General features: G+C 42.9%; 21 protein-coding genes. 9 read left to right on the plus strand and 12 right to left on the minus strand.

Annotation, left to right across the window (positions count from 1 at the left end; genetic code table 11):
- Positions 1 to 145: 145 nt before the first annotated feature.
- From A4S05_RS09600 to A4S05_RS09615, 4 genes are all read right to left on the minus strand, one after another.
- On the minus strand, positions 146 to 2,230 hold the full coding sequence (locus A4S05_RS09600; protein ID WP_069069605.1) for a glycoside hydrolase family 10-like protein: 2,085 nt from the start codon (positions 2,228 to 2,230) through the stop codon (positions 146 to 148).
- Positions 2,231 to 2,385: 155 nt separating this feature from the next.
- Positions 2,386 to 2,958, minus strand: a complete 573-nt coding sequence (locus A4S05_RS09605; protein WP_069069606.1) for an HdeD family acid-resistance protein — start codon at positions 2,956 to 2,958, stop codon at positions 2,386 to 2,388.
- Positions 2,959 to 3,161: 203 nt separating this feature from the next.
- Positions 3,162 to 3,713 (minus strand): alpha/beta hydrolase, encoded by a 552-nt coding sequence (locus A4S05_RS09610; protein WP_069069607.1) that lies wholly within the window; start codon positions 3,711 to 3,713, stop codon positions 3,162 to 3,164.
- Positions 3,714 to 3,896: 183 nt separating this feature from the next.
- Positions 3,897 to 4,088 (minus strand): bromodomain-containing protein, encoded by a 192-nt coding sequence (locus A4S05_RS09615; RefSeq protein ID WP_069069608.1) that lies wholly within the window; start codon positions 4,086 to 4,088, stop codon positions 3,897 to 3,899.
- 442 nt (positions 4,089 to 4,530) lie between these two features.
- Between A4S05_RS09615 and A4S05_RS09620 the strand changes: the two genes are divergently transcribed.
- Together A4S05_RS09620 and A4S05_RS09625 are read left to right on the plus strand one after the other, a co-directional pair.
- Positions 4,531 to 4,974: a pyridoxamine 5'-phosphate oxidase family protein gene (locus A4S05_RS09620; protein WP_069069609.1), complete on the plus strand. Its 444-nt coding sequence runs from the start codon at positions 4,531 to 4,533 to the stop codon at positions 4,972 to 4,974.
- Positions 4,975 to 5,253: 279 nt separating this feature from the next.
- Positions 5,254 to 5,829 carry a DUF411 domain-containing protein gene (locus A4S05_RS09625; RefSeq protein ID WP_069069658.1) on the plus strand — a complete coding sequence of 192 codons (576 nt, stop codon included), beginning with the start codon at positions 5,254 to 5,256 and terminating at the stop codon, positions 5,827 to 5,829.
- A 59-nt stretch (positions 5,830 to 5,888) separates the two neighbouring features.
- Here the strand turns inward: A4S05_RS09625 and A4S05_RS09630 are convergent, their stop codons facing one another.
- The 3 genes from A4S05_RS09630 to A4S05_RS09635 form a co-directional block, all read right to left on the minus strand.
- Complete coding sequence (locus A4S05_RS09630; protein ID WP_069069610.1) at positions 5,889 to 6,857, minus strand: tetratricopeptide repeat protein; 969 nt, start codon at positions 6,855 to 6,857, stop codon at positions 5,889 to 5,891.
- 339 nt (positions 6,858 to 7,196) lie between these two features.
- Complete coding sequence (locus tag A4S05_RS43120) at positions 7,197 to 7,331, minus strand: hypothetical protein (protein ID WP_256090905.1); 135 nt, start codon at positions 7,329 to 7,331, stop codon at positions 7,197 to 7,199.
- 174 nt (positions 7,332 to 7,505) lie between these two features.
- Positions 7,506 to 8,723 (minus strand): bifunctional cobalt-precorrin-7 (C(5))-methyltransferase/cobalt-precorrin-6B (C(15))-methyltransferase, encoded by a 1,218-nt coding sequence (locus tag A4S05_RS09635; RefSeq protein WP_069069611.1) that lies wholly within the window; start codon positions 8,721 to 8,723, stop codon positions 7,506 to 7,508.
- Between the two features lie 105 nt (positions 8,724 to 8,828).
- Between A4S05_RS09635 and A4S05_RS09640 the strand changes: the two genes are divergently transcribed.
- Positions 8,829 to 9,050 carry a hypothetical protein gene (locus A4S05_RS09640; RefSeq protein ID WP_069069612.1) on the plus strand — a complete coding sequence of 74 codons (222 nt, stop codon included), beginning with the start codon at positions 8,829 to 8,831 and terminating at the stop codon, positions 9,048 to 9,050.
- Entirely contained in the window at positions 9,028 to 9,285 is a 258-nt protein-coding gene (locus A4S05_RS09645) for a ParE family toxin-like protein (RefSeq protein ID WP_069069613.1), read from the plus strand. The genes A4S05_RS09640 and A4S05_RS09645 overlap by 23 nt, the downstream gene beginning before the upstream one ends.
- A gap of 154 nt (positions 9,286 to 9,439) precedes the next feature.
- Here the strand turns inward: A4S05_RS09645 and A4S05_RS09650 are convergent, their stop codons facing one another.
- The 3 genes from A4S05_RS09650 to A4S05_RS09660 form a co-directional block, all read right to left on the minus strand.
- On the minus strand, positions 9,440 to 10,648 hold the full coding sequence (locus A4S05_RS09650) for a 4-hydroxy-3-methylbut-2-enyl diphosphate reductase (RefSeq protein WP_069069614.1): 1,209 nt from the start codon (positions 10,646 to 10,648) through the stop codon (positions 9,440 to 9,442).
- A gap of 116 nt (positions 10,649 to 10,764) precedes the next feature.
- Complete coding sequence (locus A4S05_RS09655) at positions 10,765 to 11,631, minus strand: SGNH/GDSL hydrolase family protein (RefSeq protein ID WP_084227058.1); 867 nt, start codon at positions 11,629 to 11,631, stop codon at positions 10,765 to 10,767.
- Between the two features lie 170 nt (positions 11,632 to 11,801).
- On the minus strand, positions 11,802 to 13,154 hold the full coding sequence (locus A4S05_RS09660; RefSeq protein ID WP_218107943.1) for an ammonium transporter: 1,353 nt from the start codon (positions 13,152 to 13,154) through the stop codon (positions 11,802 to 11,804).
- Positions 13,155 to 14,355: 1,201 nt separating this feature from the next.
- Here A4S05_RS09660 and A4S05_RS09670 point away from each other — a divergent pair.
- A complete protein-coding gene (locus tag A4S05_RS09670) occupies positions 14,356 to 18,999 on the plus strand; it encodes a GAF domain-containing protein (protein WP_069069618.1) in 4,644 nt (1,547 codons plus the stop codon).
- A 143-nt stretch (positions 19,000 to 19,142) separates the two neighbouring features.
- Here A4S05_RS09670 and A4S05_RS09675 read toward each other — a convergent pair whose 3' ends face one another.
- On the minus strand, positions 19,143 to 20,675 hold the full coding sequence (locus A4S05_RS09675; RefSeq protein ID WP_069069619.1) for an acyl--CoA ligase: 1,533 nt from the start codon (positions 20,673 to 20,675) through the stop codon (positions 19,143 to 19,145).
- A 273-nt stretch (positions 20,676 to 20,948) separates the two neighbouring features.
- Here A4S05_RS09675 and A4S05_RS43125 point away from each other — a divergent pair, with 273 nt between their 5' ends.
- Positions 20,949 to 21,236 carry a hypothetical protein gene (locus A4S05_RS43125; RefSeq protein ID WP_084227059.1) on the plus strand — a complete coding sequence of 96 codons (288 nt, stop codon included), beginning with the start codon at positions 20,949 to 20,951 and terminating at the stop codon, positions 21,234 to 21,236.
- Between the two features lie 73 nt (positions 21,237 to 21,309).
- Here A4S05_RS43125 and mnmA read toward each other — a convergent pair whose 3' ends face one another.
- Entirely contained in the window at positions 21,310 to 22,365 is a 1,056-nt protein-coding gene (gene mnmA / locus A4S05_RS09680) for a tRNA 2-thiouridine(34) synthase MnmA (RefSeq protein ID WP_069069620.1), read from the minus strand.
- Positions 22,366 to 22,876: 511 nt separating this feature from the next.
- Between mnmA and A4S05_RS09685 the strand changes: the two genes are divergently transcribed.
- The 3 genes from A4S05_RS09685 (at position 22,877) to A4S05_RS09695 (ending at position 25,999) form a co-directional block, all read left to right on the plus strand.
- The gene (locus tag A4S05_RS09685) at positions 22,877 to 23,740 is read left to right on the plus strand and encodes a hypothetical protein (protein WP_256090906.1); all 864 of its coding nucleotides are present in this window, start codon (positions 22,877 to 22,879) and stop codon (positions 23,738 to 23,740) included.
- A gap of 88 nt (positions 23,741 to 23,828) precedes the next feature.
- Complete coding sequence (locus tag A4S05_RS09690; RefSeq protein WP_256090907.1) at positions 23,829 to 25,394, plus strand: NAD(P)H-hydrate dehydratase; 1,566 nt, start codon at positions 23,829 to 23,831, stop codon at positions 25,392 to 25,394.
- 71 nt (positions 25,395 to 25,465) lie between these two features.
- On the plus strand, positions 25,466 to 25,999 hold the full coding sequence (locus A4S05_RS09695; protein WP_069069621.1) for an REP-associated tyrosine transposase: 534 nt from the start codon (positions 25,466 to 25,468) through the stop codon (positions 25,997 to 25,999).
- The last annotated feature ends 64 nt before the right edge of the window (positions 26,000 to 26,063 follow it).

Below are 26,063 nucleotides of genomic sequence, written 5' to 3' on the forward strand. Positions count from 1 at the left end.
GCGTAGCTTGCTTCCCTGTAGTGGTAAGACGTACTATTCGGAGTCGCACTCATATTACACAACAGCATAACAGCGATCACTTTGCCCGTCGCAAGCGATGTTTACGACGGGCTTTGCCTACGCACTTATCAACAACCACTTTTCTTCAACTCACTGTAATAACTGTTCCTGCACTCTCATTTGCCAATCTATCCACTGCACACACCGCATAGCTTCCTGCTTGTTGGACGGTAGCGAAGGTTGTACCAGCAGACAAAATTCGCTGAATTGTCCAAGTATCGCCAGTCAGCCGATAAAGTGTCCAAGAACGAACTGGCTGATTATCACCAGGCTGCCAACTCAGTTTGCGGTTATTAACTTGTAATCCAGTCGGTGGTGGGGGTGGTGTTGTATCTTGCCAAGACAAAGTTGGCGGTAGCGCAGGTTTGTTATAAAGCAGACTTTGGAATTTATCAGCAATGCCCTGACTATTTTCCGTCAAAACACCGAGATTAAAGAAGATATTCCCTAATGACAACTGTGCAGCTTGGCTGCGACTAATGATCACCTGCTTTTCAATCTCAGCACTCTCTCGACTCTTGTTGCTTGGTTCTGTTAAATTGTTACCAGCATAAACGTGTCTTTGCTTTGTATTTATCTGTGTCCACCACTTTAGCAACGCCGAATAACTTTGTTGTGGTTGGTCTGTGCGCCAATATAATTGAGGAGCAATATAATCAATCCAGCCTTCTTCTAACCATTTCTTAGAGTCGGCATACAGCACATTGTAAGCATCCAACCCAGTAATACCAGCGGGTTGTCCGGGGCGATAAATTCCAAAGGGACTAATACCAAATTTTACGTCGGGTTTGGTTGCTTTAATTCCCTGCCAGAGGCGCTGTACCATTTTGTTAACATTGTCCCGTCGCCAGTCGCCAAGGCTGAGTGTACCACCGGCTGCTTTATATGCAGCGTAGGTTTTGTCGTCGGGAAAAGACTGTCCTTCGATGGGATATGGATAGAAATAATCATCTAAGTGAATGCCATCAACATCGTAGCGCTTCACTACATCGAGAATTACGTTGTACGCCCTATCCTGAACTATTTTCAGTCCTGGGTCCATCCAGCGTTGAGTTTTCCACAAATAAACGCTTTCTGGATTGGTAGCTGCTAGGTGGGGACGGACTGTTTTAGCTGGGTCGGTGGAAGTGCTAGCGCGGTAAGGGTTGAACCAAGCATGAACTTCAATATTGCGCTTGTGACATTCTGCGATCGCAAACGCTAAAGGATCATAAAATGGTTCTGGTACTTTCCCCTGAGTTCCGGTAAGCCAAGCACTCCAAGGCTCTAATTGAGATTCATATAAAGCGTCTCCTTCCGGTCGCACCTGGAAAATCAGGGCATTGAAGTTCAGCGCTTGTAATTTAATCGCAATTTCGGTGAGTTCAGCTTTTTGTTGGGCAACAGAAAGTCCGGCTTTGGAAGGCCAATCACCATTCCACACAGATACTAACCATGCCCCCCGGAACTCCCGACTATGATTTACTCTAACGCTACCGATAGGTGTGGGGTTTGGCGTTGGTGTTGGTGTTGGGGTTGGTGTTGGCGTTGGAGTCGGTATTGGTGTAGGTGTGATTATTGGCGGCTGCACTAAGTAACTAGAGGCAATTTTTTCAGCCTGACCTAAATACACCAAAGCTTGATAAATAATCACTGCCACATCTGCACGGGTGGCTGCGATATTGGGACTGAGTAATTTCAGATTTGGGAAACTAACCACCAATCCGGCACTAGTGGCAATAGCTACGTGATTTCTACCATAGCCAGGAATCTGAACAGAATCTTGATAAATTTGTGGGAGTGCTGAGAGGAGGTCAGGTTTTACTTTGGTGGCAATTTCTAGACCAGCTACCAAGGAAACTAATACTTCTACTCTAGTAATTCGGTTAGCGGGACGGTAACTTTTATCAGGAAACCCACTAATAAATGCTTTTTCGTAAGCTGTTTGAATGGCGGCGGCGGCCCAATAACTAGTGGGTACATCAACAAAGGGGACATACTGCCGCTTCTTGGCAACTGTGGGAAATGCCTTGGCGATGATGGCGGCAAATTCAGCGCGGGTGAGTGAGTTATCGGGGCGATAGGTGCCGTTAGGCAACCCACTGACAATACCACGTTGGGCTAAGGCTGTAATAAACAAGCGTGCCCAATGGTTTTGAATATCCGAGAAGGGAGTAGCAATAGATACCATTGTTGATTGCAGCTAGCTGGCCTGGATTTTGATTTCCTTAGTTAATTTAGCAATATGAAGGCGATCGCTGCTGCAATCTCGTTGTAAACTTTGACTATTGAAGTTTGGGATAGGGCATTGGTAATTAGTTTTCCCCATTCCCCATTCCCCATCTACTAAGTAGCATTTGTGGCTTCGTTAGTAGGATTCGAGGTAGAACGCGCATTCAACGCCAACATCACGCGTGAAATGCCAGTAAAAAGAATACTGACACCAACTAGTGTGCCAAGAAGCCAAGGCGCATTGAAGGGCCACTGAAACCAAATCATTCCACCTAATACCAGTGTGATGATGCCATCAGCTAGTATCCACGTCCAGTTATCTTGCGGACGTAACTGGAATGCCAGAATTAACTCGAATGTGCCTTCAGTCAGCAAAAAGCTGCCAAGCAACAGAGTGAGTGTAAGCACGCCTGTATAAGGATAAACAAATAGCATTATGCCCGTTGCAATATAGAGTGCGCTCAACAAAATTTTCCAAATGAAACCTCCGCGATCGCGGGTTTGAGTGGCGTACACTAGTTTTGTAAATCCTGCGAAAATCAAAATCACTGCAATCCAAGTCTCGGCGAATATCGTTGAGATATTTGGCACTGCGATCGCAATAGCCCCGACAATACTCAGAAGAACACCAGTTATCAGCGCTCCATTAACATTCTTGTTAATATCTCTAGAAACGTTGGTTGTCATATAAAGTTTTCCCTAACTCTACAATTACGTTAGGGAATTTCTCAGTCACATAATAGAGCCTTAAGATAGACTCATCGGTATTAAATTTCAGCAGTAACTAGTACAGCACGGCGTAAATAAACCACCCATTCCCAATCAACAAAACCCTTACGCTGTCTTCATTTTTAATTTTTAATTTTTAATTCCGCCTTGCGGTACTAGCCTCAGAAAAGTTTTGCAAGATTGCTTAGGCGTTCATAAACGGGGATGAGACGATCTCCTTCAAGTTCAACAGAAGTACTTGGATAATTCTGAATGGCTCCAAGCAGTGTAACTTCACCATTTTGTTTAATAGATTCACTTAAAGCGTTTCGCAGCGCTTCCTGATCTAGTTCTCCTTCGGTAGGACGAATTACCTCACCAATTTGGTTAACTAAAACTGGCCCCGCCCAGCTAGACAGTAAGCTATTTAAAAAGGAAGGATCGGCTTTTATCGAAGCTTTAAGTGCCTTACGAGCTACAGCTGGATCTTGTTGCGCTGCTTGTAAATAGGCTTTTAATGTCGGGGTAGTTTTGCCGGTTTCTGTAAACTGAGTTAACTCTTGAACAGATATTTGCCCCTGAAAAGTACCATATTTTAAAATAACTTGCTCCGCAGCATTCGCATTAGTACTTGAGAGGAGAACAATAGCACCTAGACCTAAAGCTACTGTTTGAGTGAGCAACTTAGCAAATTTCCGGTTTTTTAATCGATTGAAAAATTGATTAATCTGCATTTTATCGAAGTTTCTAATAGTGCGGGGTGTACATAGGCATAAAATGCCCAAAGGTAGTATTTCTAACAAAAATTTTACTACAGATACATGATTAGGGGCTTACATTTGTACGCCCCTATAGCCAATTTATTTGTTGCAAAAATTTTGGAAAATAGTCTTATCAAGCCTTGCCATTAGGCGAAACTAATGAGGTAGTATTGATTTATCTTCATCTAAAGTTGGGGCAGGTATGCCTAAATGCTTCCTTGCAGATTCTTCAGCTAGCTTTCGGTCTTGCTCATTATCGAACTGACTTTCATCTAACAAATGAGGGTTTTTTACCGCTTCATCTCGGCTTGGTTTATAGCCATTTTTCCACCTGTATTTCCAATCCATAATTTGAAAGGCAGATATACTGCGATTTGATTGTCTAGGTTCTTTATTATCTTATGTGCTTAATGAAAAATGATACTCCTGCTATAGGTTGAAGAGACTCATTCATAAGGTACAAATCTAACATAAAATTTCACAGTCCCAGAATTTGTTTGCCAGAATTTGTTTGAGTTTATATTTTTATTCAAAAACCCATAGACGATCGCAGCACTAAATTTGTTCCAAATACTATCTCTATAATTGATGCATAAACAAAATAGTGGCTCTCAAGCAATATGTCTAGAGATATAACTAAAATAGCTGATTTTATGAGAACTACACCTCTAGGCTCACGCAATTGAAACAAAAAAGCTTAATACTAAAAAATAGCCTTGCCAGCCTTAAATCTAGTTGTAATTAAGGAATTGCAGTCTAGAAAAAGTAAATAGAGAAAAAACTACAACCAATGACAACTTCTACAGATCGCAACCAACAAATTACAAAATTGCATGAACTAATTAAAGATATTGATTATGGTATGTTTACCACAGTCGATGATGATGGAAGCTTGCATAGTTACCCGATGTCCAGGAGTGGCGAGATTAATTCTGATGCTACACTCTGGTTTTTTACCTATGCCGCTTCTCATAAGGTAACTGAGATTGAACATCATCCACAGGTCAATGTCAGCTTTTCGTCACCCAGTCCGCAGCGTTTCGTTTCTATTTCAGGTACAGCACAGCTTGTGACAGACCGCAACAAGATGCAAGAGCTATGGAAGCCGGAACTTCAAACCTGGTTTCCAAAAGGACTGGACGAAGCCGATATTGCTTTGCTCAAGGTGAATATTAATCAGGTTAATTATTGGGATAGTGTATCGAGTTTTAAGCCACAAACAATTAGTTTTTAACACCATCACGCCTTTAAGATATGTAATTGTGGGATGAAATTGGCAAAGATTGAGTATTTTTGATTGCAAAAAGTCATAGCGATCGCCTTAAGAAAAGCGATCGCTCAATTTATTTTTATTTAAAAAGGCTACAAAATCTATCTTGTAGCCTTTTTTAGGCATTTTTTATTTGGAAGTCTCTTGCAGTTATGATCACTAATAAGGAATCGCTTTTGCTTTATGGAACATAATATAGTTTTGCATAAAATCGCAGTGTTTTTAAACACAGAGAGACGCAGAGTGCTTTTGAATTATTGCGGGCAAAAATTCTTACCTCGCATCTTGGTACGTGCTGCTGTGCGAGTAGTAGTAATGATTTGTCTAACAGCAGGAGTGTTGGGCATTTTGGGAAGTACTGCTCCTGTGAGTTATGCTCAACTAGTAAGTACTACTACGCATATCCAGGATAAACAGACACCATTAAAATCAGCAGCGCTCAATGCCACTGTATATCACAGTCCTGATTGTAACTGTTGTGGCGGGTGGATTGATCACTTAAGGGCACAGGGTTTTAAAATCACAGATTTTTCTACACCTAACATCGAAACAGTCAAACAAAAGTACAACGTGCCGGATAACTTGTCATCTTGCCACACAGCAATTGTTAATGGATATGTGATCGAAGGACACGTCCCAGCAGACGACATCAAACGTCTGCTTCAAGAAAAGCCAAATATTGCTGGTTTATCTGTTCCTCAAATGCCTGTAGGTACTCCTGGGATGGAGATGGGGAATCGAAAAGATCCGTTTTCTGTGTTTTCCTTTGATCGCAAGGACTCAGTTGCAGTATTTAATAAGTATGGTGCTGAGTCTTGAGTGAGTTACGAGTGTTGTTAGCGGTAGCGGAGCCAACAGCACTTGTAATTCAGCACTGTTCATCGTTTGGAACCAGATTTGATCAACTGCGACAAATGATTTAACCATCTTTCAAACCAGAAGACAGATGCGAAAGTTGCAACATTTTGAGAAAGAAGTTCAATTGCATGATTGCAATCTTGCAGACTTTCATCAAGTCCCATTACATGATATATTTCACGAGCATTGCAAAAGGCATTGAGCGCTTCTGATTCTCGATTAATTTTTTCTAACACCAAACCCAAATTAAACCAGGCGTTTGCTTCCCCATTTTGGTCATTGAGATCCCTTTTAATCTCTAATGATTGTTGATAAAACTCAAACGCTCTTTGGTATTCTCCCAAAGCTTTATAAGCACTGCCCAAACCACTCAAGGCCATAGCTTGGCTATTATTATCGCTAATGAATTTTGCCAGCCCTAACCATTGCTGGTAAAACTCAATTGCCAGTTGGTAATTCCCTAATGATTCATAAGTATTGCCCAAACTTCCCAGGCTTATGCATTCTCCAGTCCAATCGCCAATTTTCTTGGTTATACCCAACCACTGCTCATAGAACTCTATCGCTTGCTCATACTTACCCAGGTATTCATAAGTATTTCCCAAACTTCCCAAGCAAATACCTTCCCCAGTGCGATCGCCTATTTTCCTGGTGATACTCAACCACTGGTGATAAAATTCAATCGCTCGCTGGTATTTTCCCAGTGATTGGTAAGCGTTACCCAACCCAGATAAAGATTTGGCTTCCCCGAATTGATCGCCTATTTCTCTCGTTATATCCAACCACTGCTGATAAAACTCAATTGCCAGATGGTACTCGCCTCGTGAGTAGTAAGCATTGCCCAAACTTGCTAAAGAAATGACTTCTTTATTGCGTTGGCTTTGCCCGCAGTAGGCATCGCCTGTTTCTCTAGCTTTTTCTAAGCACTGTTCTTCAAACTCAATAGACTCAATGTTATTTAGGCTCCCGGATCTAATTACTTCTGTCATTTTCTATAGAAAACAAAATTTTTGGTTAATTAAGCTGTCGATTATACAATTTTCTGTGACTTCAGCACAGGATCAGTGCAACTTATGGATACAACTTCTCTCAAAATCTAGAAATTGTTCTTCAAAAACTTTCTTTTATACACAGCCCTAACTGTGTATAAAAGAATTTTATTTATCGAACAGAATAAAGGCGTCAGTCGTCAGAATGGGCTAAACCTTAGCTATCCGCTAACAGCAATATTTTCTGTATGAACTGGCGGTGCTTCGCAGCGTAAAGCCTTCTCTTTCAGAGACGCTAACGCGAACGGCATGGCTTCGCTTAGAGCGACGCAGGAGCGTCTAAATAATCGGCGTTTTTGCACCACCACCAAATCGTAGATTTGGTGGTGGTGCAACAATTCCTGCGCCGGTCTGAATCCCCGACTGATAGCGAACGCGTTGCGTCTTTATTCTGACTTCTGAATTCTTCTTCAAATTCTTTCAAATAAAAAAATACTCAATTACTTTTTGTGGAGTTGGCGTTCCACCCGTAGCTAAAAGCGGGCTTTCCGACCCACCCCACAAGATTGGATAATTTATTTGTTAGAAGTCTCTGAGTAACAAGCCTATTAAATATAGTATGCTACAAAATTTAGACTACTGTTTATTTTAGTTTTCAGACTTTACAACTACCCATTGCGTCACAGGCGCCATTGCTCGCCAGCCCAAAAATTTACCAATAGGTTCCGCCCGCTGAATGGCAATACGAGTTAAATCGCCACCGACTCGTTTATGCCATTGAAATAAAGTTTGCTCACCCTCTACCGTCACAACATTTGCCACCAAACGTCCACCCGGCCGTAGCGCTTCCCAGCAAACATCAAAAAGTCCCGTTGCTGTAACCCCACCACCAATAAAGATGGCATCTGGTGCTAATAAGTTTTTCAGGACATGGGGTGCTTTCCCTTCAATGATTTGCAGATTGGGAGTACCAAGAGTGGCGGCATTATCAGCAATATATAGTAGTCTAGAAGAATTTTGTTCGATCGCGATCGCTCGACACCGAGGATGACTCCGCATCCATTCGATAGAAATTGAACCGCAACCCGCGCCAACATCCCACAATAATCCTCCCGGTGTGGGAGCCAAAGCTGCTAGGGTAACTGCCCTAACTTCACGCTTCGTTAACTGTCCATCGTGGTGGTAGGCGTTATCTGGTAATCCTGGTAATCTTGGCAAAGGAATAACCCCAGGATCAGGAATACAATAAACTGCGATCGCATTCAAAGCCGCAACTTCAGTTTCACTCCAAGATGCCGCCGTCCCTTCTACAATTCTTTCATGAGTGCCGCCCATGCGCTCCAAGACGGTGATTTTGCTGCCACCGTAGCCGCGATTTGTCAAAATTTCAGCAACAATGGCGGGTGTGTCCTTTCCTTCGCTCAAAATCAACAGCTGCGCTTTTGGGTAAATGTAAGATTGGAGTAGGGAGGATGGACGACCATTCAAACTCAAGGTTTCCACCTCCGTTAAAGACCATCCCACCCTGGCACTAGCGAGGCTGAAGGCTGAAGGTGCGGGGATAATCGTCATTTCAGAGACGGGAATTCGCCGCATCAAGGTGACACCAATGCCGTAACACATAGGATCGCCACTGGCTAGTACGCAGATTGACTGACCCCGACGCTGGATGATTTCCTCTACAGAAGTGCTAATAGGCGATGTCCAGACTAGTTTCTCACGCTGGTCATCTTTAGGGAGCATTGCTAAATGGCGATCGCCTCCCACAATTACTTTAGCTTGAGTGATTAGGGAAAGAGCGATCGCGCTTAACCCCTGTAATCCATCTTCCCCAATACCGACGATAGAAAGCCATTTCTCTGTCATGCTAATTCATGATTAATAACTAATATTTGACGTTAATTCTAATTCTGAATTATTCCGTCAATTTTGGTAGAATATAGTTCATAGTGCTGGATTGAGGATAACAGGATGAACTCACTCCCAGAAATAGAAGCTGCTATTCTGCAACTGTCTGAAGATGAAATGCGGGATTTATCAAACTGGCTTCAAGAATATCTCAATGATGCCTGGGACAAGCAAATCGAAGCAGATGCAAAATCCGGTCGATTGGATCAGTTAATCCAGCGTGCAAAGGCAGATATTCAAGCTAATCAGGTAAAACCGTTAGATGAAATCCTTAACAACCCCTGATTTTTGGCGCTCTTATGCTGCACTTTCAAATGAAGTTAAAGAGCAAGCTAGAAAGGCATATCGTCTTTGGATTAATAATCAATTTCATCCGTCTTTACATTTCAAAAAAGTAGGAAATGATTTGTGGTCAGTCAGGATTAGTGGTGGATATCGCGCACTAGCACTTAAGAAAGGCGAGGATTATTACTGGGTCTGGATTGGGTCACATGATGAGTATGAGTTGCTGATTGGATAATAATATTGCTATTTCAACCTTTACGAACTTTAAAAATAGTGAACATTCAATAGTTACTAGTCTTATCTAGTACAATGTTTAAGCTAGTTTTGAGAGTTCATAGTAAGGACTAAAGTCCTTACTATGAACTTATATACTTGATAATTGGTCACCGTTAAACCAGCGCTGCTGTTGCTTTCAAAGCAAAAATCTTCTCAATCACATCTTCTACTACCTTATCTGGCGTAGAAGCACCAGAAGTAACTCCCACAACAATTTTTCCATCTGGCAACCAGTTTTCTGTAGTTATTAACTGCCCATTTAATTGCCGATGTTCTATGGAATCTCCTGATTTAATCCGTTCAACAGTATCAATATGATAAGAAGGAATTCCCCGTTCAAAAGCAATTTGTTGCAATTGCGTAGTATTGGATGAATTAAACCCACCAATTACTACCATTAAATCTAAATTATGTTCCACTAATTCCAACATGGCATCTTGCCGTTCTTGGGTGGCGTCACAAATGGTATTGAAGCTTTGGAAATGCTGATTTAATTCTGTAGGGCCATACTTTTGCAACATAGTCCGCTCAAAAAGTTTGCCGATTTGCTCGGTTTCGCCTTTAAGCATCGTAGTTTGGTTAGCAATACCAACTCTTTCTAAATCTTGATCGGGGTCAAATCCGGCTGAACAAGCTTTAGCAAATTTTGTCAGAAATTCTTCCCGGTTGCCACCATTAATAATATAGTCAGCAACATAACCTGCTTCTTGCAAATTCAACACAATTAAATACTTGCCAGCAAAAGAACTAGTCGCAACTGTTTCTTCGTGCTTATATTTACCGTGAATAATTGATGTGTAATCGATTTTTTTGTGCTTTTCTACTGTATTCCAAACTTTAGATACCCAAGGGCAAGTTGTATCAACAATTTTGCAGCCTTTATCGTGAAGGATCTGCATTTCTTGAACGCTTGCCCCAAAAGCGGGTAATATGACCACATCGCCAGTTCCCACAACAGAAAAGTCTTTATTCTTGCCTTCAATGGGGATAAATTCTACTTCCATCTCCTGCATTCGCTGATTTACAGAAGGGTTGTGGATAATTTCGTTAGTAATCCAGATGTGTTCTTTGGGGAAGTGCTGACGGGTTTCATAGGCCATAGCTACAGCTCGTTCTACACCCCAGCAAAAGCCAAAGGCTTGTGCTAGTCGGATTGTGACATCACCTCGTTGCAGGATGTAATTGCGATCGCGAATTTCCTGAATCAAGTTACTCTGATACTCAGATTGCAACTGGGTAGCAACTTCTGCTTGATGACCAAAACCCTTGCGATTGTAATTTTCTGAATGTTGGAGGCTGCGCTTAAAAGCTTTTGTATCCATTAGATTTGTCTACTTAAACCACTATTTCTTATTTTCTCGCGCCCAGACGCGATTTATACAAAGTTGTATTCAAAGATATTATCAAAGAGCGGGAAAGGGAAAATGATTTAATGGCTTTACCCTTTACCCTTTAACCTTTTCCCCTCTTTTTCTTGCTGGGGTTTTAATTCGATGTCGCTATAAATCTGCAATGCAGAACGCCAAACTATATAGCCTTCAGGACTTAAGTGTAAGCCATCGGTAGTAAATTCGCGGCGGAGATTTCCTTGCTTGTTGGTAAACAGCGGGTATAAATCGAGAAATTTGACACCTTTTTTGGTAGATATGTTTTGCAATTGCTGATTCAACTTGAGAATGCGACTATTGGCAACAGCCAGAAGTTTTTCTCGTCCTTGCCAAGTTGCGTCCTCTGCTCCATGTGGCAAAATCGATTGGACAACAATTTGCGCTGTGGGATGAGTCTTTTGCAGGTAACTGATAATTTGCCGTTGATTATCCAAAATTACCCTATCGCTCATCCCGCGAATTAGGTCGTTAATGCCAATCATCACAAAAATCACCTCTGGCTGGGTGCGGTCAAATATCTTCAATCTTTTCAAGAGTCCATTGCTGGTTTCGCCAGAAATTCCTTGATTGAGCCAATTTTTACCTTCGGGTAATAACTCAGGGGGAAACCACAAACTCAGAGAATCTCCCGCCAGGATAGTTAAATCGGAAGGACGTTGGTCAGCAGCGACCTTGGCTTCTTGCTTGAGGATGTCTACCCACTCTTGATAACTGAGTTGGTGACGGCGACCCAAATCAGGTGTAGCAATTTGGGGTGAGTTGTTCAGGTTGATTGGTTCTGGGGATGTTACTATCCCAAAAAAAGCGGACAATCTCTGCTGTTGCCAAATTAGCAGGATGACCGCCAACATTAGGATGCCGTTGGTTAACAGCGAGAAAAATGCCCAGATAGGAAAGGTTTTAAGAGAAGTAGACACAACTAGCGAAATTTACCAATTATTTGAATCAAATTTTAACGCTAGCGATCGCAAATGACACACTCTTAGATTGGGGATTGGAGATTGGGGATTGGGAACTGGGGACTGGGGATTGGGGACTGGGGAAGCAAACAGAAAGTTCTTTCCTCCTAACTCACCACTCACCACTCCTAAGTCGGACGATCGCCAAACTCGGAATTGTAACCTTCTTCACCATGTTCGTTGATATCTAAACCTTGCAATTCAGCTTCCTCTTTGACTCGTAGCCCGACTGTAGCATCGATAACCTTGAGAATAATCCACGTACCAACACCTGCGATCGCATAAGCAATGGCAATTGCTACTAGTTCAACTCCCAATTCACCAAAATTACCGCGCAACACTCCGTCTTTACCTCCTCCATTGACTTGAGTAGTGGCAAAGACTGCTGTTAAAATTGCTCCCACTGTACCACCAATACCATGCACAGGAAAGGTATCTAAAGCATCGTCAATTTGTAGCTTGTGCTTGAAACTGATTGCATAGAAGCAAACAAAGGCGGTGATGAAACCAATTAAAATCGCTGATAGTGGTGTGACAAATCCGGCGGCGGGAGTGATACCCACCAATCCAGCAACGGCTCCTGTAGCTGCTCCTACGGCGGTTGGTTTACCCCGTAAAACACTCTCCAAAATCAGCCACATTAATGCACCAGCTGCCGCAGATGTATTCGTAGAGACAAAGGCTGTTGTTGCCACATTTGTTACTAAGTTACCAGAGGTTCCACTAGCAAGAGTTAAAGCACTCCCAGCGTTGAAGCCGAACCAACCAAACCACAATAAGCCAGCACCCAGTAAAATAAACGGAACGTTGTGCGGTGGGCTAAGACGATCAGGATGGGTTTTCCGAGGCCCAAGAACGATCGCTGCTACCAGGGCTGAAACGCCAGAACTAATGTGAACTACTGTACCACCGGCAAAATCGAGAGCACCCAAGCCACCATACAAACCTAAGAATCCACCTTTTGCCCATACCATGTGGTCTAGAGGGGCGTAAATAAAAGTTGACCACAATACCACAAACAGACAATAAGCGCGAAAACTCATCCGTTCTGCGATCGCCCCAGAAATTAAGGCTGGGGTGATAATGGCAAACATGGCTTGGTAGATCATGAATCCCTGGTGAGGTATCGTTCCAGCATAAGAAAGAACCTCTGGGGGATTTGACCCTTTGAGATAATCGGTTATCTCTAAGCCGACACCATTCAATCCCAGCCATTGCAATCCACCGATAAACGGTAAACCTGGTGCAAAGGAAAGACTATAACCCCAGAGAATCCAGCTAACTCCCACGATCGCCATCAACACAAAGCTCATCATCAATGTGTTTAGGATGTTGCGCGATCGCACAAATCCACCATAGAAAAATGCTAATCCTGGTGTCATTAGCAGCACAAGGGCTGCTGAAATCAGCATAAATGCCGTATCTCCAGTATCAGCAGCAGGTGGAGTAGCGGCTGGTGTTTGGGCAAAAGCATTGCCCATTAGCGGTACTCCCAAAAACAGTAGGGTGATAGCCCCAATCATCACAACTTTCTTCAACACTTGTTTTTTTTCCTAAGCACCAATGATTTGTATCCTTAACTACATTTGATTACTTTTAGTTACACATTTTTGTCTTGAAAGTTACTTAACGTTAATTTTCTGGAAATGTTAACAAAAATATAATCCAGGTCGTAGTTGCCAAGATTTAAAAAAGGGTATGAATATGCAATAGTTGCATATTTATTTTTCGAAGAATAGCATTTTATTCAACCGACACAAAGTCCCAAATTTTTAGTTACCTACTGTTACAAAGCAAAATACTTTTTAATTCTGACAATTAGGGTAAATTACCAGACAATTTGACCAAATATTTCATGATTTATCTTGATATCTCCTGCAAAACGCATAAATATCTACATGACTGCTTCTCAGCACATATTTGAGTCTGAATCATAAGGCTTATAGCACGGCTTTAAAGTAATGAGTAAGGAGTAATGAGTTTCATAGTGAATGAAAAATGGGTATTTACTCATTACTTATTACTTATTACTCATTACTCCTTCTTAAGAGCGCCTTTAGGTCGGTGAGGATGTCAACGTTTGGTCGCTAAAAAACTTTTGCAATTTTGGGTGAGGTTATTATCTGTTTAAAAGGGAATACTTTGAAGAAGAATTCAGAAGTCAGAATTCAGGAGTCAGAATTCAGAAGTCAGAATTCAGGAGTCAGAATTCAGGAGTCAGAATTCAGGAGTCAGAATAAAGACGCGACGCTCGTTCGCGTAGCGTGTCGTAGACAAGACTCGCTTTCCGCAACGCTTACAGTTGGGGATTCAGATCGGCGCAGGAATTGTTGCACCACCAACTTGAAAATTTGGTGGGGGTGCAAAAACGCCGATTATTCAGACGCGACTCGAAAATACTCGCTTGCCGCCGATTTCAAAGAAACCAGGGCAGAAAAAATACAGTAGAGACTTGATCATTTGAACGATTATTTCACAAAGTCGAACTCAGTGAAATTACGCTAACGCTTTTAACTAAACTATTGTCATTAATTAAAGTAAGTTTGTTGAATTGGGCATTGGGAATTGGGCATTGGGCATTAGGAATTGGGCATTGGGCATTGGTTATATTATCCTGCTCCCCTGCTCCCCTGCTTTTTCCCTGCTCTGCTACCTCTCCCAGAATGTAGATAAGGCTTAAGGATGAAAGCACCATTACCTGATAACGAAGCAAAGAGAATTGAGATGCTTTTGCAGTATAAGATTCTCGATACCCCACCTGAAGCTGCATTTGACGACCTCACCCGTCTAGCTTCGTATATTTGTCAGACTCCTATCGCCTTAATTAGCTTAATTGATACAAACCGTCAGTGCTTCAAGTCAAAAGTCGGAATGGAAGCCTTAGAAACACACCGAGATTTAGCATTCTGTGCCCATGCTATTCTCCAGCCTGATATTTTGGTTGTACCTGATGCAACAGATGACGAACGGTTTGCTACAAACCCACTGGTAACATCTGACCCAAATATTCGGTTTTATGCTGGTGTCCCTTTGACTAATCCAGAAGGATATCCGCTAGGAACTCTCTGTGTAATTGACTACGTACCACGAGAACTTAATCCAGAACAACTGGAGGCATTACGAACATTAGGCCGTCAAGTAATTAAGCAACTGGAATTGCGCCGAAATTTAGCAAGTTTGGTACTTGTTAGCAAGAAAGACAAACAATCACAGAGGGTACGCAAGCAATTTTTCCAAAAGATTGCAGCAGGTTTTGCTTTAGCGTCGGCAATTTTAGTTGTGATTGGCGTGGTTTCTTATCAAAATACAAGAGTATCTACTAATAATCGCAGTATCGTCAAAAATACTTATCAAAAACTCGACAGCCTAGAAGAACTACTGTCTTACATCAAGGATGCTGAGACTAGACAAAGTGGTTACATCGTGACTGGAAAACAAATTTATCTCAAACCTTATCAAGCAGCACTAGCTAACGTTGATCAAGAAATTGCCAAACTGAAGAGTTTAACGGCAGATCAACCAGAAGAACAAAAGCAGATTGCAACGCTTGAATCTCTGATAACGGCTAAACTTACTGAACTAAAACAGATTATTGACTTGCGCCAGAACGAGGGATTAGAGGCAGCGTTGCAAGTACTACTAAGAAATAATGAACAAAATCTGATGGGTGATATCCGTAAGACGATTAATGAGATAGAAAATCAGGAAAGGGGACGACTTCAACAGCAGTCACAAGCAAAAAAAATTAGGCGTCGCAACACAATTTTTGCACTTGCGATCGCGATCAGTCTAAGTTTTATCATTCTTGCTGTAGTCTACTACTTCATCTATCGTGAGGTGATTGAGCGGAAAAGGACAGAAGAAACCTTAAATCAAGAACGCAACTTTATCTCAGCAGTCCTTGATACAGCCAGCGCGTTGGTAACAGTTCTCGATTCTCAAGGGAAAATCGTTCGTTTCAATCAAGCTTGTGAGCAAATAACGGGTTACTCTTTCGATGAGGTGAGGGATAGGTATTTCTGGAACGTTTTCCTACTTCCTGAAGAAGTGGAGTCAGCCAAAGCAGTTTTTGAGCAATTGCTAACTGGTACAGGCTTTCTAGAGAACGAAAACCATTGGGTAATGAAGGATGGTAGTCGCCGACTGATTGCCTGGTCAAATACCTTCTTAAAAGACTATGAAGGATCAGTAGAATACATTGTTGGTACTGGCACTGACATTACCGATCGCAAACGCGCACAACAGCATTTAACTGTACAATATGCTGCAACCCGCGTTTTAGCCGAATCTGCCACCATCAGCGAAGCTACTCGCCAAATCTTGCAAGGGATTTGTGAGAGTTTGGCATGGGATTTGGGTGAAATTTGGATGGTAGACCAACAAGCAAATGTACTGCGTTTGCTCGATATATGGTGTAAAGCATCCCTTGAGATGCAAGAGTTTGAAGCATTAAAGTGGCAAACTACCTTTGCACCAGGAATTGGATTACCTGGTCAGGTTTGGGCTAGTTCTGAACCTGTTTGGATCGCTGATATTGTTAAAGATATTAATTTCTCTAACTTCAAAATTGCAGGACTACACGCAGCTTTTGGTTTTCCAATCCGCAGCGGTAACAAAATCCTTGGTGTCATTACCTGCTTCAACCGTGAAATTCAGCCGCTTGACGAAGATTTGGTAAAAACCATGAATTCGATTGGTGAGCAAGTGGGGCAATTTATCCAGCGGAAACAGGCTGAAGAAGAAATACAACGGCAAAACTTGCGATCGCAATTATTTACCGAAATTACCCTCAAGATTCGCCAATCATTACAAATCGAAGAAATTCTCCAAATCACTGTTGAAGAGGTACAAAAAATTCTCCAGACAGACCGAGTTTTGATCTATCAGCTTTTGCCAGACGAGTCTGCAACCACCGTTATAGAAGCAGTAGTTTCTGGCTTACCAGCAATCAAAGAGCAAAGCATCACCCCTCCCTACTTCCAAGCGGAGTATCTACAACAATATTATCTACAGCAGTACCGTCAAGGAAGGGTTTTAGGATTGGCTAACTTGGATCTGTTAGAAGTTGAACAAAGCCATCTAGAATTAATGCAACAATTTGGGGTCAAAGTCAATTTGGTTGTGCCCATTCTTGTCAAAGAAGAAGTTTGCGGTTTGCTTATAGTTCATCAGTGTGACGATTCCCACCATTGGTCTAGCTTTGAAACTCATCTCTTGCGGCAAATAGCCGACCAAGTAGGTATTGCCTTAGCGCAAGCCCAACTATTAGCAGCAGAAACTCGTCAGCGACAAGAACTTGAAATTGCCCGTCGCCAAGCAGAATTAGCTTCTCAGACGAAAAGTGCCTTTTTGGCAAATATCAGTCATGAAATTCGCACTCCAATGAACGCTGTATTGGGAATGACCAGTTTAGTTTTAGATACTCCCTTAGATGCAGAACAGCGAGATTTTATTGAAACAATTCGGAGTAGTGGAGACGCTCTTTTAAGTTTAATCAACGAGATTTTGGATCTTTCCAAACTTGAAGCTGGAGAAATGGCTCTCGAAACTCTAGATTTTGACCTATCCACTTGTATAGAAGAAGTGGTGGAATTATTGGCCCCTTCAGCCCATAACAAGGGATTAGAAATTGCCGCCATGATTGAGCATAACGTCCCCACCCACCTCCAAGGAGATGCTGGTAGACTGCGGCAAATTCTCATGAACTTAATCAGTAACGCGATCAAGTTCACCAGCACTGGCGAAGTATTAGTACAAGCCGAATTGCGTGCGCTTTCTCCCACTACAGCCACAATCCATTTTGCCATCACAGATACAGGTCTTGGCGTTAGCCCGGAAGACCAACGCAAACTCTTTATGCCCTTTACCCAAGTGGATGCTTCTACCACTCGCAAGTATGGTGGTACCGGTTTGGGATTAGCCATCTGTAAACAACTTGTAACCTTGATGGGAGGAGTGATTGGGGTAGAAAGTCAGGTAGGAAAAGGATCTAAGTTTTGGTTTGAGGTGCTTTTTACCAAGCAAATTGAGCCTGTTTTGCCAAAATGCGATGGCTGTGCCAACGGACTTTTGCACAATCGCCGCTTGTTAATAGTAGATAACAACGCTACTAATTGCAAAATTATCCGCCATCAAGCTACTTATTGGGGAATGCAGGTAGATCAAGCTGACAGTATTGCTGCGGCTCTCAAAGTTATTCAGAAAGCTTACGAGCAAGGGAAATCATATCATGTTGCCTTGATTGGTATGCAAATACCTCAAACAAATGGCATGACAATAGAAGAACAAATTCAAGCCAATTCGGCAATTGCTGAGATCCCTTTGATTATGCTTGCCTCTACTAATCAACGGAAGGAAGTGCAGCAGGCACTAAATATTGGATTTGCTGCTTATTTGGTCAAACCCATTAAGCCATCACGACTCCTCAACACCATCATCACTATTTTAGAAACTCAGCCGGAATCAGGGCTAGATGCTACTGAAGAAATCCAGAGTACAGAGACTTCAGCTGTTCTTACTTCCTCTTCCTCTAACGCCGCTACTAAATCCAAGTTAAGAATTCTCTTAGCTGAAGATAATTTGGTGAATCAGAAAGTAGCCTTGAAACAACTCGATAGTTTGGGCTATAAAGCCGATGTTGTTGCTAATGGAAAGGAAGTTTTGCAGCAATTAGAAAAAATTCCTTACGATTTGATTTTAATGGATTGCCAAATGCCAATTCTTGATGGTTTAGAAACCACAAAAGAAATTCATCGTTGGCAAAAGGGCGACTTTGCCTTGCGTCGTCGTCCGGTAGTGATTGCGATGACGGCCAATGCGATGAAAGAAGACGAACAAATGTGTCTCAATGCAGGTATGGATGACTATTTGAGTAAGCCAGTATTTAAAGATCAATTGGCTGCGACCTTAGAGCATTGGACAGGTGTGATCAGTTCACAACAAGAGGCAGTTGTGTATGAACAGACAGTTTCCACTGACCTAGTAATTGATTGGGAACACTTGCATCAGATATCGGGAAATGATCAAGAATTTGAATTAAATCTATTGCAAATATGCGTTGAAGATATTAAACCCCGTTTAGAGATCATTAAAGTTGCGATCGCATCTCATAACTTTGGGCAAATAGTGCGAGAAGCTCATCACCTTAAAGGTGCTAGTGCCAATATTGGAGCCACAGCAATGTATATAGCCGCTGACAAACTAGAACAGCTAGCTGACTATCAAGAGCTTAGAGGCACTACTAATTTAGTCTTAGAATTAGAAGAATTTGTCAACTGCATTCAAGAATTTTTAATCAAAAACAACGTTTTCACAATTCAAAATTGAACTGGGGATTGGGGACTGGGGAGTAGGGAGTAGGGAGTAGGGACTGGGGACTGGGAATCAATTCTTTCTTCTCTTTCTTCTCTTACTTTGCGTTCATCTCCCCCTGCTCCCCTGCTCCCCTGCCTCCCCTGCCTCCCCACTCCCTACTCCCCGATATTCAGCAATTTCGCCATAGCCAACCGTTGCAGTTTCCCAGTAGCACCACGAGGTAGTTGATCCAAAATGTGAACTTGCTTAGGAACTTTGAAGTCTGCCAGCATGGTTGAACAGTGAGCTAAAAGTTCTTTTTCGCCAACCTCTGCTTTCAAAACTACAGCAGCGTGGATATCTTCTCCTAAAGATTTGTGGGGGACAGCAAAGGCCAAAGCTTCGGCGACGGCGGGATGGCGCAGCAAGACATCATCCACTTCTAAGGGAGAAATTTTTTCCCCACCCCGGTTAATCAATTCTTTAATGCGTCCAGTCAAGCGGAGGTAGCCTTCTGCATCCAGAGTACCCTGATCACCTGTGCGGAACCAACCATTTACAAAAGCTGTGGCGTTAGCTTCCGGGTTGTTTTCGTAGCCATCTATAACATTGGGCGCTTTTACCACCACCTCGCCCAAGCTTCCCTGAGATAATAGGTTGCCTTCGGAGTCCATAATACCCACTTCTACACCAAAGCCATAACCTACAGTTCCTAGTTTCCGCACTTTTGGTGGTAGGGGATTGGTAGTCATTAAGTGAGATGCTTCAGTCATGCTGTAAGCTTCCACCACCGGAGTATTAAGAGTTGCCTCTAGCTGTTCAATGATAATTGGGGGCAAGGAAGCACTACTAGAGCGAATAAAACGAAAGCGGTTAGCTTTGACAATTTCTGGGTTGCGGCTAGCGCGGGCCAAAATTGTCTGGTGCATAGTTGGCGCTGCGGAATACCAGGTAGGTTTATAGGTATCTACCAGTTTCCAAAACTCCAGGGCATTAAAACCATTGGGACAAATTAGTGTACCGCCTGATGCCAGAGTTGCTAGTAAACAGCCCACCAATCCGTGAACATGGAACAGGGGCATTAGACAAAGTGTAGTGTCATCTGCTGTGAGTGAGTAAGCACCAATGAGGTTGTGGGCTGAAGCGATTAAGTTGCGATGACGAATTGGTACACGCTTGGGACGACTGGTGGTACCGCTAGTGTGGAGAATCATTGCTATATCATTGTCCCCAACCAAATTTTCCCAGTCCCCATTGCCCCTAATCCCCAGAGGGGGCCCCGAGTTCCCCAATCCCCAATCCCCAGTCCCCAGTTCAAAGCTTAATGTGCCATCAGTGTTTACCTTGGCATTAATCAGCATCATGTCGGGTGCGACAGCGGCAATGGCTGCTTCTGGATCTTCAGACAATGTAATCAGTGCTTTTGCCTGAGTATCTTCGTAGTAAAAGGCAAATTCATCTTGCTTGTATTTGGGATTTAGGGGTGCAGCAGTGCCACACAGAGAGGCAGCCAAAAAGGTAATAGCCATTGGTGAACCATTAGTCATAGCAATGGCTATGCGTTCACCCCGTTTCAATCCAAAGCTGTTGAGTTGGGATACTAGTCCAACAACATTCTCGCGCAATTGCTTATAAGTTAGCGATCGCCCCCCAGGCGTAACAAGAGCTAGATGATCGTCTTCCCCTGCTAAAAGCTCAAATAAGTTCATTAGTTTTTCCGGCCTGTCAACAGATGACTGATAGACCTGGATTTCTCACAAGTGAGAAATCCAGGTCGTGGGGAGGGTGGGAAGAATGAGGAGGAATTCAGAATGGGCGCTTATCCTGAGCGCAAAGTGCAACGCAGCGCCTCCCACACTCCCCACCCTTTTTACACCCCCCACACTCCCCACCCTATGAGTGAGAAATTCGGGATTGACATCCTTACTATACTATGGCTAAAGCTACAGTAAGGATGTTAATCAAACAAGTTTAATGCTTAAATGACCCCGTTGCGATCGCTAAGGATTTATTTACTCAGCAACGGACATTACATCGAATCTGATCACAGTCCTAACTTTCCAAATATCCCTTTAACTCAAATTATTGCCGCTACAGTTAAACGAGCTTGGCAACTAGGAATTGTACAGGCTTTGGAGGAGTTTGAAGGGGCAATAAAAGTAGTTTTTGATAGAGAGTACGTAAGCGTAGATCGCCGCAGGTATAGCTTTCTAATTAACTCTATCAAAAACTCGTCAGAGATAGGTTCTTCGGACATATATCCCATTTAAAAATAAAAATACCCTTCCTGAAAAGCGAGGAAGGGTGGTTTTGGTTTATGGCAAAATAGGGTAAGAGTTATTTTTAACTAAACTGTTCAATTATTCCACCACCTAATACTTTATCGCCGTCGTACCACACCGCCGCTTGTCCGGGGGTGATGCTGATTTGGGGTTCATCAAACACCAAACGCACACGAGAGTTTTCCAACGGAATCACTGTAACTGGTGTAGCTGTTGAACGATAGCGAATTTGCACTTGGGCATGAATTGGGGTGGATGGTTCAGCAATAGAAACCCAATTTACCCGATTTACAGTGCATTCTGGTTGAGTTACCTTGGTGCGATCGCCTACTACTACTTTATTATTTTCCGCATCTAATTCAATCACATACAACGGTTCGGCAGCAGCAATACCCAAGCCTTTGCGCTGGCCAATGGTGTAGTGATGGACACCATCATGCTGTCCCAAAATTTTGCCTGTGGTATCTACAATATCGCCTGTTTTGGGAGCTAAATATTTATCCAAAAATGCCCGCATGGAACCGTTACTTTCCACTAAGCACAAGTCTTGACTTTCTGGCTTATCAGCAGTTTTCAGTCCGTATTCAGTTGCAATGCGGCGCGTCTCAGTTTTTTCTAGTTCACCCAGAGGAAATATAGTTGCTGCAAGTAAATCTTGAGACAAATCATAAAGAAAGTATGACTGATCTTTGTTACGGTCAACAGCCCTTAATAACTGGTAACGTCCAGTTGCTTCGTCATAGCTAATTCGGGCATAATGACCAGTGGCAATGCGATCGCATCCCAATTCTTCACGAGCATACTGCACCATTGGCCCAAACTTCACTGTTTTATTGCACTGTGAGCAAGGCAAAGGCGTGATCCCAGCACTGTAACCAGTCACCAGGTAATCAACAATATGTGTCTGAAAGAGATCCCGAATATCCACAATTTGATGGGGAACGCCCAATTGTTCACAGAGATCAGCCGCGTCGATCATACCTTCAGAGCAACATTGACCTTTGCCTTTCATTAGCCAAAGAGTCAAACCAATCACTTCATAGCCCTGATGGTGCAGGATAGCTGCGGCGGTGGAACTGTCAACGCCACCAGAAAGACCAACGACGACTTTTTTCATACAAAGCACGACACGATAGCTGCGTGGTTGTCCAATTGTAGCACACACTCTTAAAAGCCTTGCTACCAAAGCACTTCGGTTTTTAAGCCGTGGGTTTTCCCTATTCCCTATTCCCTATTCCCTATTCCCTCTGAAAGATGTATTCTTTGCCACGCAGATGAGCTAATTTTACGTTAACGCTATATAGTTGCTACAACGGTGAACTGATTAGTTCCTGATGGAAATTGCCTAAAAATACTTTGACTACTTTCTAACTACTATGTCGAGAGAAATACCAAGTCAATTTATCCCATTTCAGATGCTACGCCGAAGTTCTGAGGGTTGGAAGCCCACGATCAGACTTCTTTCCTTATTAGTTCTACGGTGTACACATAAGTCTGAAACAGTTCACTCATCTGAGTTTAAGCGTAAGTTTTACCCCTCCCTAACCCTCCCCTTGGAAAGGGGAGGGAACTGTATTTTTAGTTTCCCCCCTTTCCAAGGGGGGATTAAGGGGGGTAGTTCGACTTGGGTGTACACCGTAGCCTTATTAGTGGGAGGATGGTTAGTGCTGATTCCCGATTTGACCCCAGCACAAGCACAAATCCACAACAGCAACGTCTTACTGGCTCAAGAATTTGGTGAAACTTTACCGCCACCGCCAGTAATTCCCTTTGGTGAACAGCCATCACCGCAATTACAACCAGTGCAGGAGTATCAATTTGAGCAGGATTTCCAGCCCTCTCAACCAGTACAAAACAATCAGTTGGAGCAGAATTTCCAGCCCTCCCAACCATTACAAAACAATCAATTTGACCAGAACTTTCAGCCCTCTCAACCTGAACAGTTTAGTCAATATAACGAAAACTTTGAGCGCTACTTAGTTTACGTAGATGGTAGTGATTTCCAGACGCTACAAGAAATACGTCGGATTGAACCCACTGCTTATATTCGCCAGTATCAGGGAAGGAATGTAATTCAGGCAGGTGTTTTTAACAGAGTATCTAACGCCCAACAACGAGTGGGTGAGCTACAGTCACGAGGGATATATAGCGCCCGGATTATTAGCTTTGCTAACGGACAGGAAATAAATGCAGGTAATAGAGGTTTTGTAGGCGATCGCAATCCTATAAGTTCTAATAGGCCAGTCTCTAGATATTATGTCGCTATTCCTGCCACTCCAGAACAGTTACCTGCGATCGCAGCACAAATTAGGCAGAATCTAGCCCGATTTAGCCAGGATTTAGGCCGATCTGGCGGAGTCCTCGAAAGGACGCAACCACGAGGCCCACACGTAGCAATAGGGCCTTTCTCTGATCGATTCCAAGCTGAGGAATGGAATAAATTTCTGCGAAATACAGGATATCGAAATGCCAGGGTTTACTACGGAAAGTGAATAAGCGCTGAGTGTTGAGTGCTGAGTTAAGAGTTAAAAGTTAAGAGTGAGAAATTAATACGAACTTGATAACTTAAGCTCAGAAGTCATGACTCAGCACTCAGCACTGATAGAAGATAGGCAAGAACAAATTTCACAAGTAATAGTGACTGCTGGGCAGATGCGCGATATTGAAAAGCGGATCTTTGCAGCAGGAATGCCTGTAGTCGCTTTGATGGAAAAGGTGGCGGGATTAATTGCCCGTCGGATTCCAGAGGTTCTTTCAAATTTAAGGGGATCTCGTGTCGGAATTCTTGTCGGCCCCGGTCATAATGGTGGCGATGCTTTAGTAGTAGCCCGTGAATTACACTTTCACGGGCATGAGGTTTGGATTTATTCTCCTTTCTCTAAGCTCAAAGAATTAACTTCGCAGCACTTGCAATATGCCCAGAGTTTGGGCATTCCAATTTATCAAACAATTGAGCAACTACCACATTCTGATTTGTTGATTGATGGGTTGTTTGGGTTTGGTTTAGAAAGAAACCTGACTGATCCCATCGCTTCTGCAATTAATCGGCTAAATGAATTGTCTGTGCCGATTTATAGCATCGATTTACCTTCGGGTTTACACACCGACACGGGCGAAGTATTGGGAACTGCCATTCGCGCCACTCACACATTTTGCTTGGGTTTATGGAAACTAGCTTTCTTCCAAGATCAGGCATTGGAATATATCGGGAAAGCTGAGTTAATCGATTTTGATATTCCTTTAGTTGATGTAGAAGCTGTTCTGAAAGATGCACCCAGAATTAAACGGATTACACCAGCAACAGCACTTGCTACTTTACCTTTACCGCGTCCAGCAGTTACTCACAAATATAAGGAAGGACATTTACTACTGATTTGCGGTTCGCGGCGCTATGTAGGTGGGGCAATTTTAACTGGTTTGGGTGCTAGGGCAAGTGGTGTGGGAATGCTTTCCATTGCCGTACCAGAATCTTTAAAATCTCTTTTAGTGTCACACTTACCAGAAGCGCTAATTGTCGGTTGTCCAGAGACGGAAACCGGAGCCATCGCTCAATTGCAATTGCCAGAAAACACCAATCTGAGTTCCTTTAATGCGATCGCTTGTGGCCCCGGTTTAACACGAGATGCTACTCCCATTGTGCAAGAAATCATAAAAAGCGAACGCCCTTTAATTCTCGATGCCGATGGTTTAAATATCCTGGCACAAATGGGAGCGATCGCCACATTAAAAAAACGCCAAGCAGTAACCGTACTCACACCGCACACTGGCGAATTTGAACGATTGTTTCCTGATGTCCCCGATGCCAAACATGACAGGGTAAAAGCAGTACAAAAAGCTGCCGTGCAAAGTCAGGCGATAGTGTTGTTGAAAGGGGCGAGAACTGCGATCGCCAACCCTCAAGGTGACGTTTGGATTGTTCCTGAAAGCACACCCGCCTTAGCCCGTGGCGGTAGCGGTGACGTGTTAACTGGGCTACTGGGTGGATTGTTAGCGCAAGCCGCAACTAAACAGATTCCCATAGAAAATATTGTCGCAACTGCTGCTTGGTGGCATTCGCAAGCAGGTATAGTAGCCGCCCAAGAGCGTACCGAATTGGGTGTAGATGCGTTTACATTGACACAATATTTGATGAAAGCCCTAACTTAGTCAAATCCCTCGTTCCCAGTCTCCGACTGGGAATGCCATCCTAGAGGCTCCGCCTCCAATTAAATAAAATCATGGGACGCAGTCGCTACCACGTATTAGGAACCCAGCCACACTTCCTCACTTGCACAGTTATAAATTGGATACCACTATTCGGCAAAGTTGAATTTACACAAATTATTTTAGATTCCCTAAATTTTCTGCAACGTCAGCAGCGTTTAACTTTGTACGGCTACGTAATTATGGAAAATCATCTCCATGTAATCGCCTCTGCCAGCAGTTTATCTAAAGAAATAGGAAATTTTAAATCATTCACGGCTCGCTCTATTATTGACTTACTTGAGAAAAATAATTCTAACTACATACTTAATCAGCTTGAGCTTTATAAATTAAAACACAAGACAAAACAAGAATATCAGCTTTGGCAAGAAGGTTTTCATCCGCAGGTGATTCTAGATGAGGAAATGTTTAGACAAAAGTTAGATTATATTCACAACAATCCAGTCAGGCGTGGTTATGTGGATGATCCCGCGCATTGGCGGTATTCTAGTTACCGGAATTACATTGGGGAACTAGGTTTATTACAGGTAGAGTTGATTGATGTGTGAGGGAAGGCGGAGCCTTTAGGATTGCATTCCCAGTCGGAGACTGGGAACGAGGGAACGAGGGATT

The sequence above is a fragment of the Nostoc sp. KVJ20 genome (genome assembly GCF_001712795.1).
Taxonomy (GTDB): Bacteria; Cyanobacteriota; Cyanobacteriia; order Cyanobacteriales; family Nostocaceae; genus Nostoc.